The organism is Pelagibacterium sp. H642 (genome assembly GCF_031202855.1).
Lineage (GTDB): Bacteria > Pseudomonadota > Alphaproteobacteria > Rhizobiales > Devosiaceae > Pelagibacterium.
In genome coordinates, this window is sequence record NZ_CP101829.1 from 567,387 (window position 1) to 588,903 (window position 21,517).

Genomic DNA, 21,517 nt, shown 5'->3' on the forward strand with positions numbered 1-21,517 from the left:
GACACATCCCGCCAAAGAGGAGCCCGTCATGCCCCATCACGCCGCTTTCGACCTTTTGACCGAAGAACAGATCGGGGAGGTCAACGCGCTGGCGCGGCTCTACCGGCACAAAAAGACCGGGGCGGAAGTGCTCTCGCTCATCGCCGATGACGAGAACAAGGTGTTCGGCGTCTCTTTCGCCACCCCGCCCGAAGATTCCACCGGCCTGCCGCATATCCTTGAACATTCCGTGCTCTGCGGCTCGGAAAAATTCCCGGTCAAGAAGCCCTTCGTCGAAATGCTCAAGGGTTCGCTGCATACCTTCCTCAACGCCATGACCTTCCCGGATAAGACCGTCTATCCGGTGGCGTCCCAGAACCTCGCCGATTTCTACAACCTCACCGAAGTCTATCTCGACGCGGTGTTCTTTCCCCTGCTCTCGCGCGAGACCTTTCAGCAGGAGGGCTGGCATTACGAGGTCGAAAACCCGGCCGAGCCGATGATCTTCAAGGGTGTGGTCTTCAACGAGATGAAGGGCGCCATGTCCTCACCCGACCAGGTCAACTACGCCTATGCCCTGCAGTCGCTCTTTCCCGACACCACTTACGCCAATTATTCCGGCGGTGATCCAAGGGTGATGCCCGACCTCACCTATGAGCAGTTCAAGGCTTTCCACACCCGCTATTATCATCCGTCCAACGCCCATATCGTTTTCTATGGCGACGACGATCCGGCCAAGCGCCTCGAACTGCTCGACGCCGTGCTTTCGCGTTTCGAGCGCGGCGAGAGGGCGCCCGCCATTCCGCCCCAGCCGCGCTTTGCCGAGCCGCGCCACATCGAAAAGACCTATCCTTCCGACACGGAAAATCCACGTTCGAGCTTCGTCACCCTCAACTGGATGCTCGAGCCCAGTGGCGATATCGAAACCCAGCTCGCCCGCACGGTCATGCGCCGCGCGTTGGTCGGCAATTCCGCCGCGCCGCTCCATAAGGCCCTCACCGAATCCGGGTTGGGCGAAGCGGTGATCTCGACCGGCATGGAGCTGGCCCAGCCCGTCCTCAATTTCGGCCTGCGCAACACCTCCGCCGACGATGCCGAAAAGGTCGAAACCCTGATCCTCAACACGCTCGCCCATCTGGCCGAGCACGGCATCGACGACGCCACCATCGAGGCCACCCTCAATTCCCTCGAATTCGAGCTGCGCGAAAAGAACACCGGCGGTCAGCCGCGCGGGCTGATCTATTTCTTCGGCGCGCTATCGGAATGGCTCTATGGCCGCAACCCGCTGGACGGCCTGCGCTTTGAAGACGCGCTTTCCTCTCTCAAGGCGCGCATCGCATCGGGCGAAAAGGTCATCGAAGCGATGATCCGGTCCGAACTGCTCGACAACGCACATCGCACCACCCTCGTGCTGCGTCCCGACAGCGGCCAGGCCGAGCGCGAGGACGCCGCCGAGCGTGCCCGTCTCGACGCCGCCCGCACCGCGATGAACGATAACGACATCGCGGCCGCCGTCGAAACCACGCGCAAGCTCAAGCAACTCCAGAACGCCGCCGACAGGCCCGAGGATCTGGCGAAGATCCCGACCCTCACCGTCGCCGACCTGCCGCGCCAGGGCGCGGCCATTCCCACCGAGGAACTGGCCGTCGATGGCGTGCGCACGCTGTTCCATGACCTTGCCACCAACGGCATCGTCTATCTCGATCTCGGTTTCGATCTCAAAACCCTGCCGCGTGAGTTGCTGCCCTATCTCCCGATCTTTTCCCGGGCGCTCAAACAGACCGGTACGTCGAAAGAGGACTTCGTCGCCCTCACCCAACGCATCGGGCGTTCGACCGGCGGCGTCGCGGTCTCGCGCCTCACCTCCCCCATCCTGGGGAGCAATGAAGCCGCCGCCTATCTGCTGGTCCGCGCCAAGGCGGTAAGCGACAAGACCGGCGAGATGCTGGCCATCGTCAATGACATTTTGACCGACGCCCGCCTCGACAATCGCGACCGCATCCGCCAGATCGTCGCCGAGGACAAGGCCCGCGCCGAAGCCTCGCTGGTTCCGGCCGGTCATCAATACGTCTTCTCCCGCCTCCGCTCGGCGCTCCACGAAGCCGACTGGCTGGGCGAGCAGACTGGCGGCATCACCCAACTCCTGTTCCTGCGCGATCTCGCCGCGCGGATCGAAACCGATTGGCACTCGGTCCAATCGGCCCTCGAAGACATCCGCAAGCACCTGGTCAACGCGGGCGCCGCCATCGTCAACGTCACCACCGACGGTTCGGCCTGGCCGGCCTTCGCCGGGGAACTCGAACCCTTCCTCAAGGGGCTTCCTCGTCACGCCTTCGCCCGCGCCGACTGGTCGCCGCTCCCCGCCCCAGCCAATGAGGGCCTGACCATCCCGGCGCAGGTCAATTACGTCGCCAAGGGGGTGAACCTCAAAGAGCTCGGGCACGAACCTTCAGGGGCGCTGTCGGTGATCACCAAGTTCTTGGGCACCTCTTACCTCTGGGACAAGGTGCGCGTGGAAGGCGGTGCTTATGGTGGGTTCGCGAGCTTCAATCCCCTGTCGGACACCTATGCGTTCGGCTCCTATCGCGACCCGAATCTGGTGGCGACGCTCGACGTCTACGACGCCGCGCCAGCCTTCTTGCGCAAGGGTGTCAACAAGTCCGATATAGAGCGGTCGATCATCGGCACAATCGGCGATCTCGACCCGTATATGCTGCCTGATGCGAAGGGTTACACGGCTCTCGTCCGTACCCTCACCGGGGTCACCGACGAGTACCGCCAGGCCCGGCGGGAGCAGGTTTTGTCGGCCTCGGAAGCCGATTTTTCGGCGGCTGCGGACCTCCTCGAGGAGGTGGCGCGGAATGGGCATGTGGTGGCGATGGGGTCGGAGAAATCCATTACGGCGGCCAATCGGGAGCGAAATGGATTTCTCAATGTTTCCAAGGTGTTGTAGCGGCTAACCGGCGGCTATCCAGCGTATGCCGTAGGGTTCAAGCTCAATCTCGAGGCGGCCTGCCTCGAGATTGAACACGCCCTCGCCCAGCACCACTTCGGCGTGGCCATAGCGCGCGGTATCGAGAGCGATATCAAGGGCTTGCACGTTGCCCGAGAGGTTGTGCAGCATCAGGATTCCGCTCTGTGCGGCCCCATAACGATGGGCCAGAACCGCATTTGTTCCGGTGTCGATGAACTCACAGCGTTCAGACCCCAATTCACGGTATTGAACGCGCAGTTGGGCCAAGCGTTTAATGTGGTTGAGCAATGATTTGGAATCCTCCCGCTGAGCCTCGACGTTCACCTTGCCGTAGCCATAAGGTCCATCCGCAATTGTCCTGACGCCGAGCTTGCTCGGAGCGGCCGAGGAGAACCCGCCATTCTTGCCGCTCGACCACTGCATCGCGGTCCGCACCGCCTCGCGCTCGGGCAACTCGAGATCGTCGCCCATGCCGATCTCGTCGCCATAGGGGATGACCGGCACCCCAGGCATCGAGAACAATAGCGAATATGCCATTTTCAACCGGTCAACGTTGCCCTTAAACATCGGCGCCAGGCGCCGCCTGATGCCCCGGCCATAAATGCGCATCGCCATTTGCGGCGCGAACCGGGCCAGGACATCCTCCATTTCCTCATCCTCGAGCCGCTCGAGATCGGCTTCGTCGAGATTGCGCAGGAAATTGGCCCATTGCCCATTGGCCGGCGGGCGCGGCAGGGAATTTATGGCGTGGCTGACCGGCCGCGCATCCTCACGCGCCAGGGCAAGCAGCAGGTAGTTGTCGAGGTAGAAATTGAACATCATGTTCAATTGCTCGCCGTCGAAGAAGGACGCCAATTGTCCCGGATCTTCATCGACTTCGCCCATCAGGACGACATCGGGCTTGCGCTCGGTGGTGTGCTTGTAGATGTGCCGCAGCGTGGCATGGGTGGGATCGATCTGGTTCTCGGTATCGAGCGGCCGCTCGATCAGGTGCGATGCGGCATCGATGCGGAAACCCGAGATCCCGAAGCTGCACCAGAAATCGATGATCCGTTCGACCTCGTCGCGGACCGCCGGGTTCTCGTGGTTGAGGCCGGGCTGAAAATCGTAGAACCGGTGATGGTAATAGGCCCCGCCGATCTCGTCATAGGTCCACACTCCTGTTTCGGTGCCCGGAAACATCGGGCCGCGTCCAGGCGGGGTGGCGGGCGGATGATCGGTCCAGATGTAATAGTCGCGGAACGGGGACTGCTTGTCGTGCCGGGCCGACCGGAACCAGGGATGCTCGATGGAGGTGTGCTGGACCACCAGGTCGGTGATGACTCTTATCCCCTGCTCGCCAGCCGCGCGCGTGAAGGCGATGAAGTCGTCAAAACTGCCGTAGCGAGGGTCGATGGAGAAATAGTCGGTGACGTCGTAGCCGTTGTCGCGATTGGTGGAGGGATAGAAGGGGAGGAGCCAAAGGCAGGTGACACCAAGCTCCCCCAGATAGGGGAGCTTTTCGGTCAGCCCCGGAAAGTCGCCGATGCCGTCTCCATTGCCATCGCAGAACCGCTCCACATCCACCGCATAGAAAACGGCATCCTTCCACCAGTCTTTCATGACCACCTCGTCTCGTTCATCGGTCGGGAACGATGGTGGTTGAGCTTGGTTCCCGCTATGCCGGCGTGACGCGCCAGACGACATGTCCGACGTCGTCGGCAACCAGAAGCGCACCGTCACCGGAGATGGTGACGCCCACCGGGCGGCCATTGGAGTATTTTTCGTCCGCGGAGAGGAAACCGGTCAGAACATCGATCGGATCACCGGCCGGGCGCCCCTCCTGGAACGGGACGAGGATCACCTTGTAGCCCGAGAGCTTGGACCGGTTCCACGATCCGTGCTGGCCGATCACCATGCCGGCGGGCAGCCCCGGCAAGCGGCCTGCATCGAGCCAGCACAGGCCCAGCGATGCCGTATGGCCGCCCAGCGCATAGTCGGGCGCGATGGTCTTTTCGACGAGATCGGCGCGCTGGGGCTGCACGCGGTCGTCCACGATGTCGCCCCAATAGGCATAGGGCCATCCGTAAAATCCCCCGTCGCGCACCGAAGTCAGGTAATCGGGCGGCGTTTCGTCCCCCAGCCCGTCGCGTTCATTGACGACGGTCCAGAGCTTTTCGTCATGCCAGGCCATGCCGACCGGGTTGCGCAGGCCACCGGCAAACTCCCTGTTCTGCTCGGTTTCAAGATCGATCTCGACGATGCAGGCCCGCCCTTCCTCGGCCTCGAACCCCTCATCGGCGATATTGGAGAGCGAGCCAATCGCGACATAGAGCTTGCTGCCATCGGCGCTGGCGATGAGGTTGCGCGTCCAGTGGCCGCCATCCTTCATCGTAAAGATGGTCCGGCCCTTGGCGGTGATGCTGGTCTGCCCTTCTTCATAGGGAAATGCCACGACGCTATCGGAATTGCCGACATAGAGCGTCGAGCCGACAAGCACCATGCCGAAGGGCTGGTGCAGGCCGGAGAGGAAGATTTCCCGCACTTCGGGAATCCCGTCCCCATCCGCATCGCGCAGGAGGGTGATCTGGTTGGCGCTGGGGTAAGTGGCCCCGGCCCGCTTCATGGTGCGGTTGGTGGCGTAATCCATAAAGCCCCGCACCTTGCGCGGGATCGTCGCGGATTCGGCCACCAGCACGTCGCCATTGGGCAGAACGTAGATCCAGCGCGGATGCTTGAGGTTTTCGGCAAAGGCCGCGACCTTGAGTCCCGTGGCCACCTTGGGCTTAGCCCCATGCTGCCAGCCGCGCGCCGTAGGCATCTTGAGCATGGGAATGGCGCCCTGGGGCTGCGGTTCGGGGATGGCCGGCGTCGTCCCAAATTGCGGGGTCCGCGTTTTGACCCGAGTGTTCCACCAAAGAATCCCGCCCCCGATTGCGACGACGATAACCGCAACCAGTACCAGGAGTGCCGTTAGCCAAGACATGAAGACCTCCGCCCCGCTCAAAACCCAAAACCGCCTCCTTATTGCGTGATCGGGGCGATACGGCAACATGCCACAACCGTACCGGGCGTTACGGTCTGTGTTTACATCGGGCGACAGGAGGCGTAGACATAGGGAAACGAGGATGTCCCACCGCTATGGAGCGGGGAGGAACGCATCCACCGGCCGAATGGAAACGGCCCGGATTTCAATGACTTTCGCCGACAGGTGACCTCATGCCCGCATATCGTTCGAGAACCACTACCCACGGCCGCAACATGGCCGGTGCCCGCGGCCTCTGGCGCGCGACCGGCATGAAGGACGGCGATTTCGGCAAGCCGATCATTGCCGTTGTCAACTCCTTCACCCAGTTCGTGCCGGGACACGTGCATCTGAAGGATCTGGGGCAGATGGTGGCGCGCGAGATCGAGCGGGCCGGTGGCGTTGCCAAGGAATTCAACACGATAGCCGTCGATGACGGCATCGCCATGGGCCATGACGGGATGCTCTATTCCCTGCCCAGCCGCGAAGTCATCGCCGATAGCGTCGAATACATGGTCAACGCGCACTGCGCCGACGCCATGGTCTGCATTTCGAACTGCGACAAGATCACGCCGGGCATGCTCAACGCCGCCATGCGGCTCAACATTCCCGTGGTGTTCGTCTCGGGCGGACCGATGGAAGCGGGCAAGGTGGTCCATCGCGACAAGCTGCAGGCGCTCGACCTCGTCGACGCCATGGTGGTCGCCGCCGACGACAGCTATACGGACGCAGAAGTCCAGGCCATTGAGGAAGCCGCCTGCCCCACCTGCGGGTCGTGCTCGGGCATGTTCACCGCAAATTCCATGAACTGTTTGACCGAAGCGCTGGGACTTTCCCTGCCGGGGAACGGCTCCACCCTCGCCACCCATGCCGACCGCAAGCGCCTGTTCCTTGAAGCGGGCCACCTGATCGTCGACCTGGCCCGCCGCTATTACGAGCAGGACGACGAAAGTGTTTTGCCGCGCTCGATCGTCACCAAGGAAGCGTTCGAGAACGCGATGGCGCTCGATATCGCCATGGGCGGTTCGACCAATACCGTGCTGCATATCCTGGCCGCGGCCTATGAAGGCGGGGTCGATTTCACCATGGACGACATCGACCGGCTTTCCCGCAAGGTTCCGGTGCTCTGCAAGGTCGCTCCGGCCAAACAGGACGTGCACATGGAGGACGTCCACCGCGCCGGCGGCATCATGAGCATCCTCGGCCAGCTCGACCGCGCCAACCTGCTGCACCGCGAACTGCCCACCGTTCACAGCGCCACCATCGGCGATGCGCTGGACCGCTGGGACATCTCGCGCACCAATTCGGAAAGCGTGCGCCAGTTCTACATGGCCGCACCGGGCGGCGTGCGCACCACGGAAGCCTTTTCGACCCAGAACCGCTGGACCGAACTCGATCTCGACCGCAAGGAAGGGGTCATCCGCTCGGCCGAACACGCCTTTTCCAAGGATGGCGGGCTGGCGGTGCTCAAGGGCAATATCGCCATTGACGGGTGCGTGGTGAAGACCGCCGGGGTCGATGACTCGATCCTCAAATTCACCGGCAAGGCCGTGGTCTATGAAAGCCAGGACGACGCGGTTTCGGGCATTTTGACCGGCAAGGTCAAGGAAGGCGACGTGGTCGTCATCCGCTATGAAGGCCCCAAGGGCGGGCCGGGCATGCAGGAGATGCTCTATCCCACCAGCTACCTCAAATCCAAGGGGCTGGGCAAAGCCTGCGCGCTGCTGACCGACGGGCGCTTCTCGGGCGGCACCTCGGGCCTGTCGATCGGGCACGTTTCGCCCGAAGCGGCCAATGGCGGGGCGATCGGGCTGGTGGAACAGGGCGATACCATCGAGATCGACATTCCCAATCGCACCATCAACCTTCTTGTCTCGGACGCCGAGATGGCGCGCCGCCGCGCCGCCATGGAGGCCAAGGGCGAAGCGGCCTGGAAGCCGGCGGCCCCGCGCAAGCGCAAGGTGACCACCGCACTCAAGGCCTATGCCGCCTTTGCCTCAAGCGCCGACCGCGGCGCGGTGCGCATCCTGCCCGAATAAACCAAACCTTAGCGCCGCTCCCCTATTGGTGCGGCGTTCTCTCGTTTCGAAAGCCCCACCATGTCCAGTCCGGCCACCGGGCACCAGGATCGCCGCCTTTTCGCCATTGGGCTGGTACTGACCACCTATATCTTTTTCGCCATCTGCGACACCTGCGCCAAATGGATGGCGGTGTCGGGGATGCCGCCAGCGCAGGTGGCGTTCGGGCGCTATGCGCTGCAATTTGCCTTCATGGCCGGATTGCTGCTGCCCCGGTTCGGGCTCGCGAGCTTTCGTACGGGCCGTCCGGTCCTGCAGATATTGCGCGGGTTCGGCCTGCTCGGGATGACGGCGTTCAACTTCTTTGCCGTGCTCTACCTGCCCCTCACCGTAACCTCATCGATCATGTTCGGCATGCCGCTGCTGATCACCGCGTTATCGGTGCCGCTCCTGGGCGAGCAGGTGGGCTGGCGACGCTGGCTGGCCATCGTCGTCGGGTTTTTGGGCATCCTGATCATCGTGCAGCCATGGGGCGCCGATTTCCACTGGGCCGTGTTCCTCTCGCTGGGCAGCATCATTTCGGCCGGGTTCTACTTCATCCTCACGCGCAAGCTGACGGCAACCGAAACCACCAACAGCCTCCAGCTCTATGCGGGGCTGGTCGGCACGCTGTGCCTGCTGCCCTTCGCGCTTGCCAATTGGACATGGCCGGAGGGGCCAGTGGCGTGGCTGATCTTTCTGGGCGTCGGCGCGGCGGCAATGACCGGGCATCAGATTTCGATCATCGCACATCGCTATGCCCCGGCCTCGGTTCTGGCGCCGTTCGCCTACAGCCAGATCATCTGGATGACGCTGTCGAGCTGGCTGATCTTCTCCCAGCCGCCAACCGTCTGGCTGTTCGTGGGCGGCCCGATCGTCATCGGATCGGGGCTCTATATCTGGCTGCGCGAGCGGGAACTGGCCAAGGCATCGGTGAGCCCCACATCGAGTGTGGAGGCCGAACAGCGGACCGACGTGGCGCCGGCCAAGGTGTAACCGAGGCTCGAGTGACATTTTCGTGATCGGAGGTCTTGGCGAAGCGAAATCTCTTCGCTATAAGGCTCGTCCCTTCTCTCGAACTCACGGAGGCGTTGCATTGTCATCATTGATCGCGCCCTCCATGGGTAGTGCATTGGATTTCCCGCGCTAAGTCTTTGTTTTTCGCGCTTCCGAACCGCAAAACCGGTTTCCACTTTTGCTGGAAGCGCTCTGGGAAACCCCGCACCCGCCGACGTCCCCGCACCGGCGATATCGGCCCTATTTTCCCTTTTATGATTCGGACAACGGACGCCTGAGGCCGTTGCCACACCTTAAGGACCAGTGCGCCCGAACGCCTGGCATTCGCAATGACTTCGAGAAAAAAGCTTTCGCGGAGCAATGTCTTCCGCTCGGTTTTCGTCTTCGTGTGGCGCTATTGGCGCCGGCAGCCGGTTCGGCTGACGCTGATCAGCATGCTGATCGTGGCGGCGACCCTCGCCGACGTTCTGACGCCCTATTACGCCGGCCAGATCGTCGATGCCGTCGCCAGCGGCACGACCGGCGACGAGGCCTCGCTCGCCTCCGCGCTTTCGGCATTTGCCATACTGCTCGCGCTCGGGCTGGGCGCCCTGATCCTGCGGTTCTTCTTTTTCCGCGGCATCATCACCTTCACGCTTTCGATGATGAAGGAGATCGTGGGCGAATCGTTCTTCCGGGTGCAGCGGTTCTCGACCGACTGGCACGCCAACACCTTCGCCGGCTCGACGGTGCGCAAGATGTCGCGCGGCATGTGGGCGGTCGACCTGTTCAACGACACGATCCTGATGGCCATGCTGCCCTCGATCGTGATGCTGGTGGGCACCACTGTGCTCTTGGCCGCGTTCTGGCCGCTGATGGGGCTGGTGATCGGGCTGGGTTCGCTCGCCTATATCGTGCTGACGGCAGTGCTGACGGTGACTTTCGTCGCCCCGGCCGCGACGCTTTCCAACAGCTGGGACACGCGGACCGGCGGCGCGCTGGCGGACGCGGTGAGCTGCAATGCCGTGGTCAAGGCGTTCGGCGCCGAAGCGCGCGAAGAAGCCCGGCTCGACTGGGTGGTCAACAAGTGGCGCTCGCGCACCAGCCGCACCTGGAACCGGGGCAACATCAACGGCACCGTGCAGGTGGCGACGCTTCTGGTGCTGCGCGCGGCCATTCTGGCCGTGGCGCTGATCCTCTGGCAGCAGGGAGCGGCGAGCGCGGGCGATATCGCCTTCGTTCTGACCTCGTTCTTTGTGCTGCAGGCCTATCTGCAGGACGTGGGCATGCATATCCGTAACCTGCAGCGCTCGGTCAACGACATGGAAGAACTGGTGGAGATGGACGGGCAGGCCTACGGCATTGCCGACAAGCCCGGCGCCGAACCGATCCGCATCGGAGACGGCGCGATCGCGTTCGACAACGTCACCTTCCGTTATGGAGGCCACACGACGCCGCTCTACAAGGACTTCTCGGTCGATATCGCTTCGGGCGAGAAAGTCGGGCTTGTGGGGCACTCGGGATCGGGCAAGACGACGTTCGTCAAGCTCATCCAGCGCCTGCATGACGTCAATGGCGGCCGGATCCTGATCGACGGGCAGAACATCGCCGACCACACGCAGTCGAGCCTTCGGAGCCAGATCGCCATCGTGCAGCAGGAGCCGATCCTGTTCCACCGCACGCTGGCGGACAACATCGCCTATGCGCGGCCCGAGGCGAGCCGCGCCGAGGTGATCGAGGCGGCCAGGATGGCCAATGCTCACGACTTCATCGTCACGCTGCCCAAAGGGTACGAGACGCTGGTGGGCGAGCGCGGGGTCAAGCTTTCGGGCGGCGAGCGCCAGCGCGTGGCGATTGCGCGGGCGTTCCTTGCCAACGCGCCGATCCTGATCCTGGACGAAGCGACCTCGAGCCTGGATTCGGAGAGCGAGCTGCTGATCCAGCAGGCGATCGAGCGGTTGATGACCGGGCGCACGACGCTGGTCATCGCCCACCGGCTGTCGACGGTGCGGGCGCTCGACCGGATCCTGGTGTTCGACAAGGGCAAGATCGTCGAGGAAGGCGACCACATGGCGCTGATCCGGCGCGAGGGCGGCATCTATCGGCGGCTGTTCGAAAAGCAGGCGCTGGAACTGACCAAGGGACTGGTCGCTTAAGGCTGTCCGAACCGCTCGGCCTCTTCATCGGGGCCGAGCGGGGCGCCGGCGCCCACGGAATCAAGGTAGGCGTCGATGCTGGCCGAGATACGGTCGGAGGCGGCGACAAAGCCATCGCCCGAGGCGCCGGCGATGGTCATTTCCACCGCGTAGCCCGCCCCCCTGTCACAGGCGACGCCGCTCAAGGGGTTTTCTCCCTCCAGCGCAAAGCTGCGGCAGAGGCCCTCTTCGATGGGATAAGAGCCGAGAACCATCATCTCGCCGCCGTCCAGCGAAGTCGGCGTTCCGGCGGGCGCTGTCGCTATCGCCGAGGCAAGGGCGGCATAGGGGTCGGCGGGCTCGACCGAACGTCCGAACAGATAGCCACCTCCGGCGCCGATCGCCAGCAACAGGCATGCGGCGAGCGGCAGCGCTGCCCGAACCCAGGAGCGGCGTGGGAAAGCAATAACGCTAGCGGGGGCAGCATCTTTCCGTGCGGCCGCGAGGAGACCGGCGGGCGGCGGGGCGGCAAGGACATCGGCAAAGGCCGACTGCGCAGCTTCGGCACTCGCGCGGAACAGGTCGGCGCGTTCGGCGAGAGCCGGATCGGCGGCAATGGCGGCGGCGACGGATGCACCGGTTTGGGCGTCGAGCTCTCCATCGACATAGGCCATCAGCATTTCATCGGTCACTTCTTGAGGTTTCATCGTCCTGTTTCCGCCGTTCTTGCGGCCACGGCGCCAGGCCGGGCCAGGTCCTCGGCCAATCGTATGCGTGCCCGGGCCAGCCGGCTCATGACTGTTCCGACGGGAATATCGAGAATTTCCGCCGTATCGCGATAGCTCAGGCCCTCCACGCACACCAGGGTCAGGACGCTGCGCTGCTCCTCGGGCATGGCGGCGATGAGCCCCCATGTGCGCGAGAGTTCGGAGCGGCTTTCGACAAGGGTTCTGCCATCCTCGCCCGGCTTGTCGTTTTCCGGGTCGCTGACGTCCTGGAGAACCTCGCGGCGGCGCTTGCGGTAGGTATCGACCCAGAGATTGTGGATGATGCGCATCATCCACGCATCGAGCCGCGTGCCGGGCGTGTAGCTCTCCCTGGCGCGCAATGCCCGCTCGCATGCCGCCTGCACCATGTCGTCCGCATCGGGCAGCGAGCGGGCGAGCGAAAGCGCAAAGGCGCGCAGCCGAGGCAGAATCGCAATGATCTGATCGCCGATATCGGCCGACACGGATATCTCCCGCCTGGGTTCATCGATGCGCAAACGCAATGGAACGGGACTTATTCCATCGCCGGTTCACTTTTCTCACATCTGCATGAATAATTGCCTGCGCGGGCCGTTATCGCCGCACATCCGTTTTCGCAAGTGAGGCTCAATGTCTTCCCGCCTTTTTCTCCTGCTGCTTGTCCTCTCGCTCTTCTGGCTCCAGCCCCTCGCGCCTGCCATCTGGAACGGATCGGGCTTCATCTCCGCCGCCATGGCTCAGGAGGACGATGATGACGATGATGATGATGATGATGATGATGATGATGATGATGATGACGACGACGACGATGATGACGATGACGACGATGACGACGATGACGATGACGATGACCGCGACGATGACGACGATGACGACGTCATCCGGCGCGTGATCGTCGCCCCGGCTCCGGTCCCTGCCCCGCCCCCCACCCCGGTGGTGCCGGTCGCGCCCCCGTCTCCGCCGAGCCGCCCGGAACCGGATCCCGAATTCCTGATCTCCCTGCCGCAGGACGTATCGTTCGAGGAGATCGAGGCGCTGGGGTTCACCGTGCTTTCGACCAGTGAGGTCGGATTGATAGCCCGCAGCGTGACCCGCCTGGGCCTGCCCGAAGACATGCCGATCGAGGAGGCTCGCGCCAGTCTGAACAATCTCATCGCTGAAGCGGCACCGGTCGAAAACACGCTTTACTCGCTGCAGTCCCTGCCCTGCACCGAGGATGGCTGCGCGGCGCTGGAGATGGTGGGGTGGAGCGGCACCGGAATGTGCGAAGCGACGCCGCGCATCGGAATGATCGACACGCCGGTCGATCACTCGCTCGCCCATTTCGACGGCGGCCGGATCGAGGTTTTCTCGGCGCTTTCGCCGGATCGCCAGCCGGCTCCGGCCGATCACGGCAGCGCGGTCGCCGCGCTGATGGTCGGGCAGCCGGGCAGCGCGACTCCCGGACCGTTGCCGCAGGCCGAACTGATCGCGGCGGGAGCGTTTCATCGGGGAGAGTTCGGCGCCATTTCGGCCGATGCCTTCGACGTGATCCGCGCCATCGATGCCATGTCACAACGCGAAATCGACGTGCTCAACATGAGCCTGGCGGGCGAAGAAAATGCCTTGGTTGCCGAAGCGCTCGAGGCGCTGATGGCGCAGGGCGTCGCCGTGGTCGCGGCGGTCGGCAATCGCGGCCCCGCCGCTCCGCCGCAATTTCCGGCAGCCCAGGAGGGGGTGATCGGGGTCACCGCGATCGATGTGGAACGGCAGGTCTACAGGCAGGCCGTCCATGGCGAACATGTGGATTTTGCAGCGCCCGGGGTGGAGCTATGGACGGCGACGGCGGAGGGCGGCACGCCGCAATCGGGAACCTCGTTTGCCTCCCCACTGGTGACGGCGGCCATTGCACTGGCCGATGCCCCCGACGATCTGATCGATACCGTCATCGACCTGGGCGCTCCGGGACGCGACCCGGTGTTCGGACACGGTCTCGTTCAGTTCCCCAATTGCTAGAGCCGGATACGAAAAGGCCCTCCCGTAGTGACGGGAGGGCCGACCCGGTGATCAGTGACGATCAATCCTCGTCGTCGTCGTCATCATCGTCGTCGTCATCGTCATCATCATCATCATCGTCATCATCATCATCGTCGTCGTCGCGATCATCCCGGTCATCGTCATCATCATCGTCATCGCGCCAGTCATCATCGCGATCATCATCATCGTCGTCGTCATCATCATCATCGCGATCGTCCCAATCGTCATCGCGGTCATCCCAGTCGTCATCGCCGCGATCATCCCAATCGTCGTCGAAGCCGCGATCATCGCAGAAATCGTCGGCGGCCCTGGCATTGGTGCCGAACAGGGCCTGTGCATTGCCCTGGCTGGGGTTGCTTGCGAAGCTTTCGCAGGCGCGGCGAATGTCGGAGCTCGACTGGGCCTGCACGGGCAGCGCCAACAGCGAAACGCCGGCAAGTAGGGAAGCACTCAAAAGAAGACGGGTTTTCATCTCAACCTCCTGTGGGGTGGCTGGCCATTGGCCGTTTACACCCAGCGAACGGATGAGATTTCGGTTTATTCCCCTGCCCCGATAAAGATTACATCCGGCTGAGCACCATCGCCTCGAAAACGGCGATCAGGTGCAGCGTTGCACCCACCACCACGAAGGCATGCCAGAGCACGTTCTGGAATTGCAGCCGCTCCCAGAGCAGGAACACGATGCCGGCCGAATAAGCGATGCCGCCCGCGACGATGAGCCAGAGCGCCGTAACCGGCAACGCAGCGCCCAGTGCGTGGAAGGCGACCACCCCGCTCCAGCCGATGGCGAGATAAAAGGGGATGGCGAGACGGCCAAAATGCTGGGGAACGAGGAGTTTGAGCGCCATGCCCACCAGCGCGGCGCCCCAGACGAAGATCAGCAGCCTGTCGGCGATTGGCACATCGCCAAGGGCTGTCAAGAACGGCGTATAGGTGCCGGCGATGAACAGAAAGATCGCCGCCTGGTCTATGCGGGCCAGCCAAGCCTTGAGTGGACCGGTCGGGCACAGGTTGAAGGCCATGGACGCGGTGAGGAGGATGACGAAGGAGCCGACATAAACCGAGAGGGCAAGAGCCTGATCGGGCGCGGTGTGCATGATCGCCATTGTCAAAAGGGCAGATCCCGCGCCTAGGGCCACGGCCAGCCCCACCCCGTGAACAATGCCATCGGCGATCAGTTCGGCGAGGGTGAAGGCCCGCCTGTGACGCAGGACGTACGCTTTGGCGTTGCGGCCCGGTTTTGCGCCCATGCCACACTCCCTCGGGCTTTGGTTGAGCCTCAAATTTATACGCCAGGTGAGGCGAAACCATGAAGCCCGCAGGGCGGCGGGCCAGCCGGACCAAAGAGTGCTTTTAATGTAAACGGGGGGTTACCCGTTCGGCCGGTTCGGCGGTGCCGGGGAAACTGCCGGGTTTGGCTGGCGGCGCAAACGTCACGCAATTGCGCCCGGCCTGCTTGGATCCGTAAAGGGCGATATCGGCCTGGGCGAACCATTGGACGGCGGAGCGCAGTGCCGGCGCCAGCGGCGCGATGCCAAAACTTGCGGTCACCGACAGAACGCCGCCGGAATGGCGGAAACGGAGCCGTTCGATCTCCTCGCGCAAGCGCTCCGCGCATTGGCTCGCTTCATAGGCGAGGGTTTCGGGCAAGAGGATGCCGAACTCCTCCCCGGCGATCCGGCCAAAGGTATCCACCGAGCGCAGGCTTTCGGCGGCGCGATTGGCGACCGATTTGAGCACTTCTTCGGCCATCTCCGCCCCCAGGGCGGTGTTGACGTCCCCGAACCCGTCGATATCGAGGAACATCAGGGCGGCAGGACGTTCATAGCGGGTGGCGCGTACGAATTCGCGCTCCACTTCGGCTTGGAAGCAATGCCGGGTCAGTGCGCCAGTCAAGAAATCGACGTCCTGGGGCTGGTGCGAAACCAGGTGGGACATGGCGAGCCGAGCCAGATTGAGGGCGATCGTCAACTCGTGGTCGCTAAATTCCCGCGGCTGAGTGTCCATGATGGAAAGCGCGCCGATATTATATCCGTCGATGGTTTCGAGCGGAACGCCAAGATACGCGTGCACGAGACCGTCCGGACCGGAGGAGCGTCCGGCGGCGCGGTCATTGCCCAGTGTATCGGCGATGACCAGCGGATCATGGCTCTCAATGGCCAAAGCGGCCAGGGAGTTGTTTCGAGCAACGGATTTGGATGACCAGCCGGATGCGGCCAGCACGGTTTCTGTCTCGCGATCGAGAATGGAGATGGTGACCATGGGCACGCCGATTGCCGCCTGAGCAATCCGGGCGATGCGCTCAAGGGGCTCGAAATCCCACGCCCGCAGCAGGCCATGCCGATAAAGGGCGCCAAGCCGCCCTTCCTCATCGCTCAGCGTGTCCACAACCATGGGATATCCCCTGCGTCATCTCTCGCTACGCCTTTATTCCGTCGCGTGTTCGAACCGCAAAACCGTTTTCCAGTTTTGCTGGACACGCGCCAGGGGGACAAGTGTAACGCGTAAGCCGCCGTTACGGGATTTCACCGAGTCCTATGGTTACGCAGTCCTAACCCGATCAAGCACTTAGCGGAGTGCGGAAAGCAGCGCGCCCGAGGCATGCCCGTCCGCCAAAAGGCCAGCCGAGCGCTGGAAGGCGATGATCCCCGACCGCGTCTTGGGCCCGATTACCCCGTCGGGCGTGCCGACATTGAAGCCCCGGCGATTGAGCAGGGCCTGCAATTCCTCGCGCTGGCTGCGGGTAAGCCCGACTTCGTTGGCAGGGAACGGCCGCGCGAACGGACCAACGCCCAGGATGCGATCGGCAAGATGGCCGACGGCAAGGGCGTAGTTGTCGGAATTGTTGTAGCGCTTGATGACATCGAAATTGTGCAGCAGCAGGAAAACCGGCCCGCTGCCGCCCGCCGGCATGAAAATCCTGCCATTGTCGGACGGACGCGGGAAGGTGCGCCCGCCGGTGCGCCGCACGCCCATGGCCTCCCACGCTCCCAGCGATTGCCGGCCCACATCCCAGGCGCGGCCATAATCGAAATTGCCGGGGAGCTGGACTTCGTATCCCCAGGTCTCGCCGGGGCGCCAGCCATGGGATTTGAGGTAGTTGGCGGCCGAAGCCAAGGCATCGGGCACCGAGTTCCAGATGTCGCGCCTGCCATTGCCGTTATAGTCGACGGCATAGGCCATAAAGCTCGACGGCATGAACTGGGTGTGCCCCATGGCGCCAGCCCACGATCCCACCATCTGGGCCGGGGCGACGTGCCCGGCCTGCAGAATCTGCAGAGCGGTCAGCAGCTCGTTCTTGAAGAAATCGTACCGGTAATTGCCGTGGGTGAGCGTGGCGAGCGCATGCACCACATTGTTGCCGCCCATATAGGAGCCGTAATTGGTCTCCATGCCCCAGATGCCCAGGACGATTTCCGGCTGGACGCCCCAGTTCTGCTGCACCACACCCAGGGTCTGGGCCCATTCCCCGCGCATGCTCCGGCCGGTGGAGATGCGGGTGGAACTCACCGCATCGGACACATATTGGCCGGTGGTCTTGACCATTTCGGGCTGGCTGCGTGTCAGGTCCATGATACGGCTCGACGGCGCAAATCCGGCAAAAGCCTGATCGAAGATGGCGCGCGAGACGCCGCGCGCGGAAGCCTCGGACCAGATGGAGGCCACGAAATTCTGCACATTGGCCTGCGCCGGACGCGGCAGCAGGGCGCTCGTTCCCGCGGCCAGCGACAGCGCAAGCAGGCTGCGGCGCGACAAGGTGGGAATGTTGGCTGAAAGGGCTCTGTTACGCATGGACGGACCTTCTCCGGTTCCAATCGCCGGCCCACCCTGCCACAACTTTATGGCAAGACGCTGTCCTCGCCCCCGTGGGACAGCCTGATGTGCCTGCGCTACTCAACTCGATGCGCCATAAAATGCAGCAAGGACTTTAAGAGCGCGTTAAGCACGTTGGCTTATCGGCCACTGGCGCTTAAGCTGGCGTTCACTCTCTCGTGAGCGCCGCGATGTTCCTCTCCCGATCCGACCTTTCCTCCGACCTTCGTAACCTTGGCCTCGGCGATGGCGACATCGTCATGGTTCATGCCGCGGTGAGCGCCGTGGGCGAGATGATCAATGGGCCCGACACGCTGATCGATGCATTGCGCGAAGCCGTTGGCGAGGCGGGCACGGTGATGGCCTATACCGACTGGGACGCACGCTACGAGGCGCTGCTCGACGACGGCGGGCGGGTGCCACAGGAATGGCGCGACAAGGTTGGCGGGTACGACGCCCGAAGGTCGCGCGCGGTGCGGGACAATGGGATATTTCCCGAATTCCTGCGGACCACGCCGGGCGCCGAGCGCAGCGCCAATCCCGGCGCCTCGATGACGGCGATCGGCGCGCGGGCCGACTGGCTGACCAAGGATCATCCGCTCGACTATGGTTATGGTCCGGGGTCGCCGCTTGCGAAATTGGTCGAGGCGGACGGCAAGGTGCTGATGATCGGCGCGCCGCTCGATACCATGACGCTGATCCATCACGCCGAGCATCTGGCGCGGCTGCCCGACAAGCGGATCAAACGCTGCGAGGTGCCGTTTGCGACGGCGGCGGGCGTGGTCTGGCGGATGAGTGAGGAGTTCGATACGGCCGATGCCGTATGCCCGCAGCTCGATGGCGTCGACTATTTCACCACCATCGTCACCACTTACCTGGAAGGCGGCCGGGGACGTGAGGGGTTCGTGGGAGATGCACGGTGCGTGCTCGTGGATGCCAAAGGCATGCTCGAGCACGCTGTAGCGTGGCTCGAGCATTCCGTGAAATGATCACAGCGTCTTGGCGAGGGCCTCGAGCTGGTCGGTGCAGATGCCCCAGCCTTCGTGGAAGCCCATCTTCTCGTGCTCCTCTTTGGCTTCGACCGTCCAGTGCTTGGCGCGGGCGATGTAGCGTGTCTTGCCGCCTTCGTCGGCGAAGGTCAGCTCGCAGGTGAAGAAGGCCCTGTCGGTCGGCTCCCAGCCGGCGCTGAATGCGTCGGTGAAGACGAGCTTCTCGTTGGGCACGACTTCGAGATAGATGCCGGGATTGGGGTATTCGTTGCCGTCGGGATCGGCCATGGTGACGGTGCACGATCCGCCGGGGCGGACGTCGAGATCGGCGCGCGGGGTGGTCCAGGGCGCGGGCGCGAACCATTTGGTGACGAGTTCGGGATCGGTCCAGCAGCGATAGACCTTATCGCGCGGGGCATCGATCAGCCGGTCGAGAACCAGTTCCTTGTCGTTGGCGGGTTGGGCGGTCATTTCTGTCTCCTCAGATGAGCGTGTTGATGCTGCTAGGACGGCGGCGGGCTGACCATACCGACAATCGCTATCGATTTTTCTACCGGGTCGAACATTGACATTTGGCGCGCAATTTAATAACCATAAAGCTATCAAACTTTACGGTTATATTATGACGGATTCCGAACGCCTCGATGCCACCTTCATAGCGCTTGCCGATCCGACCCGGCGCGCGATGCTGGCCCGTTTGCTCGAAGGCGAAGCGACGGTCACCGAATTGGCCGAGCCGTTCGAGATGAGCCAGCCGGCCATTTCCAAGCACATCAAGATGCTCGAACGCGCCGGATTGGTGTCGCGCAGCCGCGATGCGCAGCGGCGTCCGGTCAAGATCGAGGGGCTGGCGCTCAAGGAGGCAACGGACTGGCTTGAGAAATACCGCCAGGTCTGGGAGGCTAACTTTTCCCGGCTCGACAACCTGCTCGAAGAACTCAAAAGCCAGCGTAAAAGGGAACGGAACTGATGAGCTTTGCGACCAGCCTGACAGTCTCGACGCCGACCGATCTTGAAATCGTCGTCGAGCGCATCTTCGATGCCCCGGTCGACCTTGTCTTTGACTGTTACACGACGCCCGATCTGGTGCGGCGGTGGTTGACGGGCGCGGAGGGATGGTCACTCGCCACATGCGAAATTGACCTCAGGGCTGGCGGGGTCTATCGCTATGTGTGGTCGGGGCCAGATGGCGCGAGCATGGGCATGACGGGCACGTTTCACGAGGTTCAGCCGCCGTCCAGGCTGATGGCGACCGAAACCTTCGATGACGATTTCGGCATGGGAAAGATGCTGGTGACCATCGCTTTCCATCCCGATGGCGACCGGACCAGCATGCATCAGACAATTCTCTTCGAATCCAAGGCCCAGCGCGACTCGGCGGTTGAGACCGGCATGGCCGAGGGCATGGGGATCAGCTTCATGGCGCTCGACAAGCTGCTGGCGGATTTGACGAGCCCATCATGAGCAGCCCCACCGCAGAAGCGTTCAAGGCGGTTCTGGCGACGCTGCAGTCGGACGCGGAAAAGGAGAAGTACAAGCGCTACTTCAAGACCGGCGAAGGGCAGTATGGCGAGGGCGATATCTTCATGGGCGTGCGCATGGGGCATGTCTTCGACACCGCCAAGCAGTTCATCGACATGGATCCGGCCGAGATCGAAATCCTGCTCGAAAGCGATATTCACGAGCATCGTGCCGGGGCCGTCTCGATCATGGCCAAGCAGTATCGCGCCAAAAAGACCAGCGAGGAGCGGCGGCAGGCGTTATATGACCTCTACCTGCGCCGTCACGACAGGATCAACAATTGGGACCTTGTCGACCTGGGCGCCTGGAACGTGGTCGGCGAGCATCTGGTCGATCGGCCGCGCGACATCCTTTACCAATTGGCGCGCTCACCGGTGATCTGGGAGCGGCGCACGGCGATGCTGGCCACCTTCGCCTTTATCCGGCGCAAGGATTTCGACGATGCGCTGGCCATTGCCGAAATTCTGATCGAGGACCCCGAGGATTTGATCCACAAGGCCTGCGGATGGATGCTGCGTGCCATCGGTGCGGATACCCCGCAGCTTCTGGCTTTTCTCGACCGCCATGCGGCGGCGATGCCGCGCACCATGCTGCGCGCGACGCTAGAGAACTTCGACCCCGAAAGCCGGGCGAAATACATGGCCGCCAAGGGCAAATAGCCTACCAGCCGAAAACGAAGCCGAGACCGGACTGGCCGCCGCTCTGGCGGACATGGGCGGAAGTGCCCTCACCGAACTGGAACAATCCATAGCTGTTGCCGCCGCCCTGCTGGTCGAGCGTGCCGTTATGACCGTTGCCTTCCTGATGCACGATGCCGAGATTGTTGCCGCCGCCCTGCATGATACCGGCGATATTGCCGATGCCGTTCTGGCGGATAGAGCCGCTTTCGATTTCATTGACCAGTGCGTAAAGGCCGAGCCCTGCCTGCAACATGCGGTGCTGTTCGGCATCGCGGGGCGCGAGATTGATGGAAATCTGCCCCGCCTGGGCGGGAACCGCCGTGGAGGTGAGGGCGATAGCCAGGGCGATGCCGGCGAGGATCTTGTTGCGTGCCATGTTCGTGCTCCATCTGGTTGATCGACGCTTGAGCGCCATTGACAACAGATTGGCGCCTGGGCGCTGAACCGACACGGAAGGCGGCGTTTATCTGGCGTTAAGATTGCGGCGGAGGCCGTAACGGAGGCTTGAGGGAACTCTGGCCCTGCGTCGCTTGTTGTCCGTGTCGGGAACCGATTCACGCCTCGCCCTCACTTACCCATTAGCCCCGCGCGGCAAAAAGGATTTGCT

The 21,517-nt window shown here is 63.0% G+C and carries 19 protein-coding genes; 9 read left to right on the forward strand and 10 right to left on the reverse strand.

All coding sequences use genetic code 11. The features are described from left to right. Positions 1 to 28 precede the first annotated feature (28 nt). Complete coding sequence (locus tag NO934_RS02845; protein ID WP_309162140.1) at positions 29 to 2,932, forward strand: insulinase family protein; 2,904 nt, start codon at positions 29 to 31, stop codon at positions 2,930 to 2,932. Positions 2,933 to 2,935: 3 nt separating this feature from the next. On the opposite strand, the gene NO934_RS02850 is transcribed toward NO934_RS02845, so the two are convergent. Together NO934_RS02850 and NO934_RS02855 are read right to left on the reverse strand one after the other, a co-directional pair. Further along, positions 2,936 to 4,555: an alpha-amylase family protein gene (locus tag NO934_RS02850; RefSeq protein WP_309162141.1), complete on the reverse strand. Its 1,620-nt coding sequence runs from the start codon at positions 4,553 to 4,555 to the stop codon at positions 2,936 to 2,938. Between the two features lie 55 nt (positions 4,556 to 4,610). Continuing rightward, positions 4,611 to 5,918 carry a sorbosone dehydrogenase family protein gene (locus NO934_RS02855; protein WP_309162142.1) on the reverse strand — a complete coding sequence of 436 codons (1,308 nt, stop codon included), beginning with the start codon at positions 5,916 to 5,918 and terminating at the stop codon, positions 4,611 to 4,613. 233 nt (positions 5,919 to 6,151) lie between these two features. Here NO934_RS02855 and ilvD point away from each other — a divergent pair, with 233 nt between their 5' ends. The 3 genes from ilvD to NO934_RS02870 all read left to right on the forward strand — a co-directional run bounded on the left by ilvD (position 6,152) and on the right by NO934_RS02870 (position 11,166). Further along, complete coding sequence (ilvD, locus tag NO934_RS02860; protein WP_309162143.1) at positions 6,152 to 7,996, forward strand: dihydroxy-acid dehydratase; 1,845 nt, start codon at positions 6,152 to 6,154, stop codon at positions 7,994 to 7,996. Between the two features lie 60 nt (positions 7,997 to 8,056). Beyond that, the gene (locus tag NO934_RS02865; protein WP_309162144.1) at positions 8,057 to 9,010 is read left to right on the forward strand and encodes a DMT family transporter; all 954 of its coding nucleotides are present in this window, start codon (positions 8,057 to 8,059) and stop codon (positions 9,008 to 9,010) included. Between the two features lie 350 nt (positions 9,011 to 9,360). Then, a complete protein-coding gene (locus tag NO934_RS02870) occupies positions 9,361 to 11,166 on the forward strand; it encodes an ABC transporter ATP-binding protein (RefSeq protein ID WP_309162147.1) in 1,806 nt (601 codons plus the stop codon). Here NO934_RS02870 and NO934_RS02875 read toward each other — a convergent pair. Beyond that, positions 11,163 to 11,852, reverse strand: coding sequence for a hypothetical protein (locus tag NO934_RS02875; RefSeq protein WP_309162149.1), 690 nt, complete (start codon positions 11,850 to 11,852; stop codon positions 11,163 to 11,165). The two genes, NO934_RS02870 and NO934_RS02875, sit on opposite strands and share 4 nt — an antisense overlap. Continuing rightward, a complete protein-coding gene (locus tag NO934_RS02880) occupies positions 11,849 to 12,376 on the reverse strand; it encodes an RNA polymerase sigma factor (protein WP_309162150.1) in 528 nt (175 codons plus the stop codon). Before NO934_RS02880 ends, NO934_RS02875 begins: the two co-directional genes overlap by 4 nt. Positions 12,377 to 12,521: 145 nt before the next feature. Between NO934_RS02880 and NO934_RS02885 the strand changes: the two genes are divergently transcribed. Continuing rightward, the gene (locus NO934_RS02885) at positions 12,522 to 13,886 is read left to right on the forward strand and encodes a S8 family serine peptidase (RefSeq protein ID WP_309162152.1); all 1,365 of its coding nucleotides are present in this window, start codon (positions 12,522 to 12,524) and stop codon (positions 13,884 to 13,886) included. Positions 13,887 to 13,947: 61 nt separating this feature from the next. Here NO934_RS02885 and NO934_RS02890 read toward each other — a convergent pair whose 3' ends face one another. The 4 genes from NO934_RS02890 to NO934_RS02905 all read right to left on the reverse strand — a co-directional run bounded on the left by NO934_RS02890 (position 13,948) and on the right by NO934_RS02905 (position 17,699). Then, on the reverse strand, positions 13,948 to 14,379 hold the full coding sequence (locus NO934_RS02890) for a hypothetical protein (protein ID WP_309162154.1): 432 nt from the start codon (positions 14,377 to 14,379) through the stop codon (positions 13,948 to 13,950). An 88-nt stretch (positions 14,380 to 14,467) separates the two neighbouring features. Next, complete coding sequence (locus NO934_RS02895; protein ID WP_309162155.1) at positions 14,468 to 15,157, reverse strand: hemolysin III family protein; 690 nt, start codon at positions 15,155 to 15,157, stop codon at positions 14,468 to 14,470. A gap of 103 nt (positions 15,158 to 15,260) precedes the next feature. Continuing rightward, on the reverse strand, positions 15,261 to 16,301 hold the full coding sequence (locus NO934_RS02900; protein ID WP_309162156.1) for a sensor domain-containing diguanylate cyclase: 1,041 nt from the start codon (positions 16,299 to 16,301) through the stop codon (positions 15,261 to 15,263). A 174-nt stretch (positions 16,302 to 16,475) separates the two neighbouring features. Next, entirely contained in the window at positions 16,476 to 17,699 is a 1,224-nt protein-coding gene (locus tag NO934_RS02905) for a lytic murein transglycosylase (RefSeq protein WP_309162158.1), read from the reverse strand. A 212-nt stretch (positions 17,700 to 17,911) separates the two neighbouring features. On the opposite strand from NO934_RS02905, the gene aac(3) reads away from it, so the two are divergent. Continuing rightward, positions 17,912 to 18,709 (forward strand): aminoglycoside 3-N-acetyltransferase, encoded by a 798-nt coding sequence (gene aac(3) / locus NO934_RS02910; protein ID WP_309163639.1) that lies wholly within the window; start codon positions 17,912 to 17,914, stop codon positions 18,707 to 18,709. On the opposite strand, the gene NO934_RS02915 is transcribed toward aac(3), so the two are convergent. Further along, the gene (locus tag NO934_RS02915) at positions 18,710 to 19,180 is read right to left on the reverse strand and encodes an SRPBCC family protein (protein ID WP_309162159.1); all 471 of its coding nucleotides are present in this window, start codon (positions 19,178 to 19,180) and stop codon (positions 18,710 to 18,712) included. Between the two features lie 151 nt (positions 19,181 to 19,331). Here NO934_RS02915 and NO934_RS02920 point away from each other — a divergent pair, with 151 nt between their 5' ends. From NO934_RS02920 to NO934_RS02930, 3 genes are read left to right on the forward strand one after another with little or no spacing between them, the layout of a single operon-like run. Then, the gene (locus tag NO934_RS02920; protein WP_309162161.1) at positions 19,332 to 19,679 is read left to right on the forward strand and encodes a metalloregulator ArsR/SmtB family transcription factor; all 348 of its coding nucleotides are present in this window, start codon (positions 19,332 to 19,334) and stop codon (positions 19,677 to 19,679) included. After that, positions 19,679 to 20,173 (forward strand): SRPBCC family protein, encoded by a 495-nt coding sequence (locus tag NO934_RS02925; RefSeq protein WP_309162163.1) that lies wholly within the window; start codon positions 19,679 to 19,681, stop codon positions 20,171 to 20,173. Before NO934_RS02920 ends, NO934_RS02925 begins: the two co-directional genes overlap by 1 nt. Beyond that, a complete protein-coding gene (locus NO934_RS02930) occupies positions 20,170 to 20,889 on the forward strand; it encodes a DNA alkylation repair protein (protein ID WP_309162165.1) in 720 nt (239 codons plus the stop codon). Before NO934_RS02925 ends, NO934_RS02930 begins: the two co-directional genes overlap by 4 nt. Position 20,890: 1 nt before the next feature. On the opposite strand, the gene NO934_RS02935 is transcribed toward NO934_RS02930, so the two are convergent. Next, complete coding sequence (locus NO934_RS02935; RefSeq protein ID WP_309162166.1) at positions 20,891 to 21,286, reverse strand: curlin; 396 nt, start codon at positions 21,284 to 21,286, stop codon at positions 20,891 to 20,893. Positions 21,287 to 21,517 lie beyond the last annotated feature (231 nt).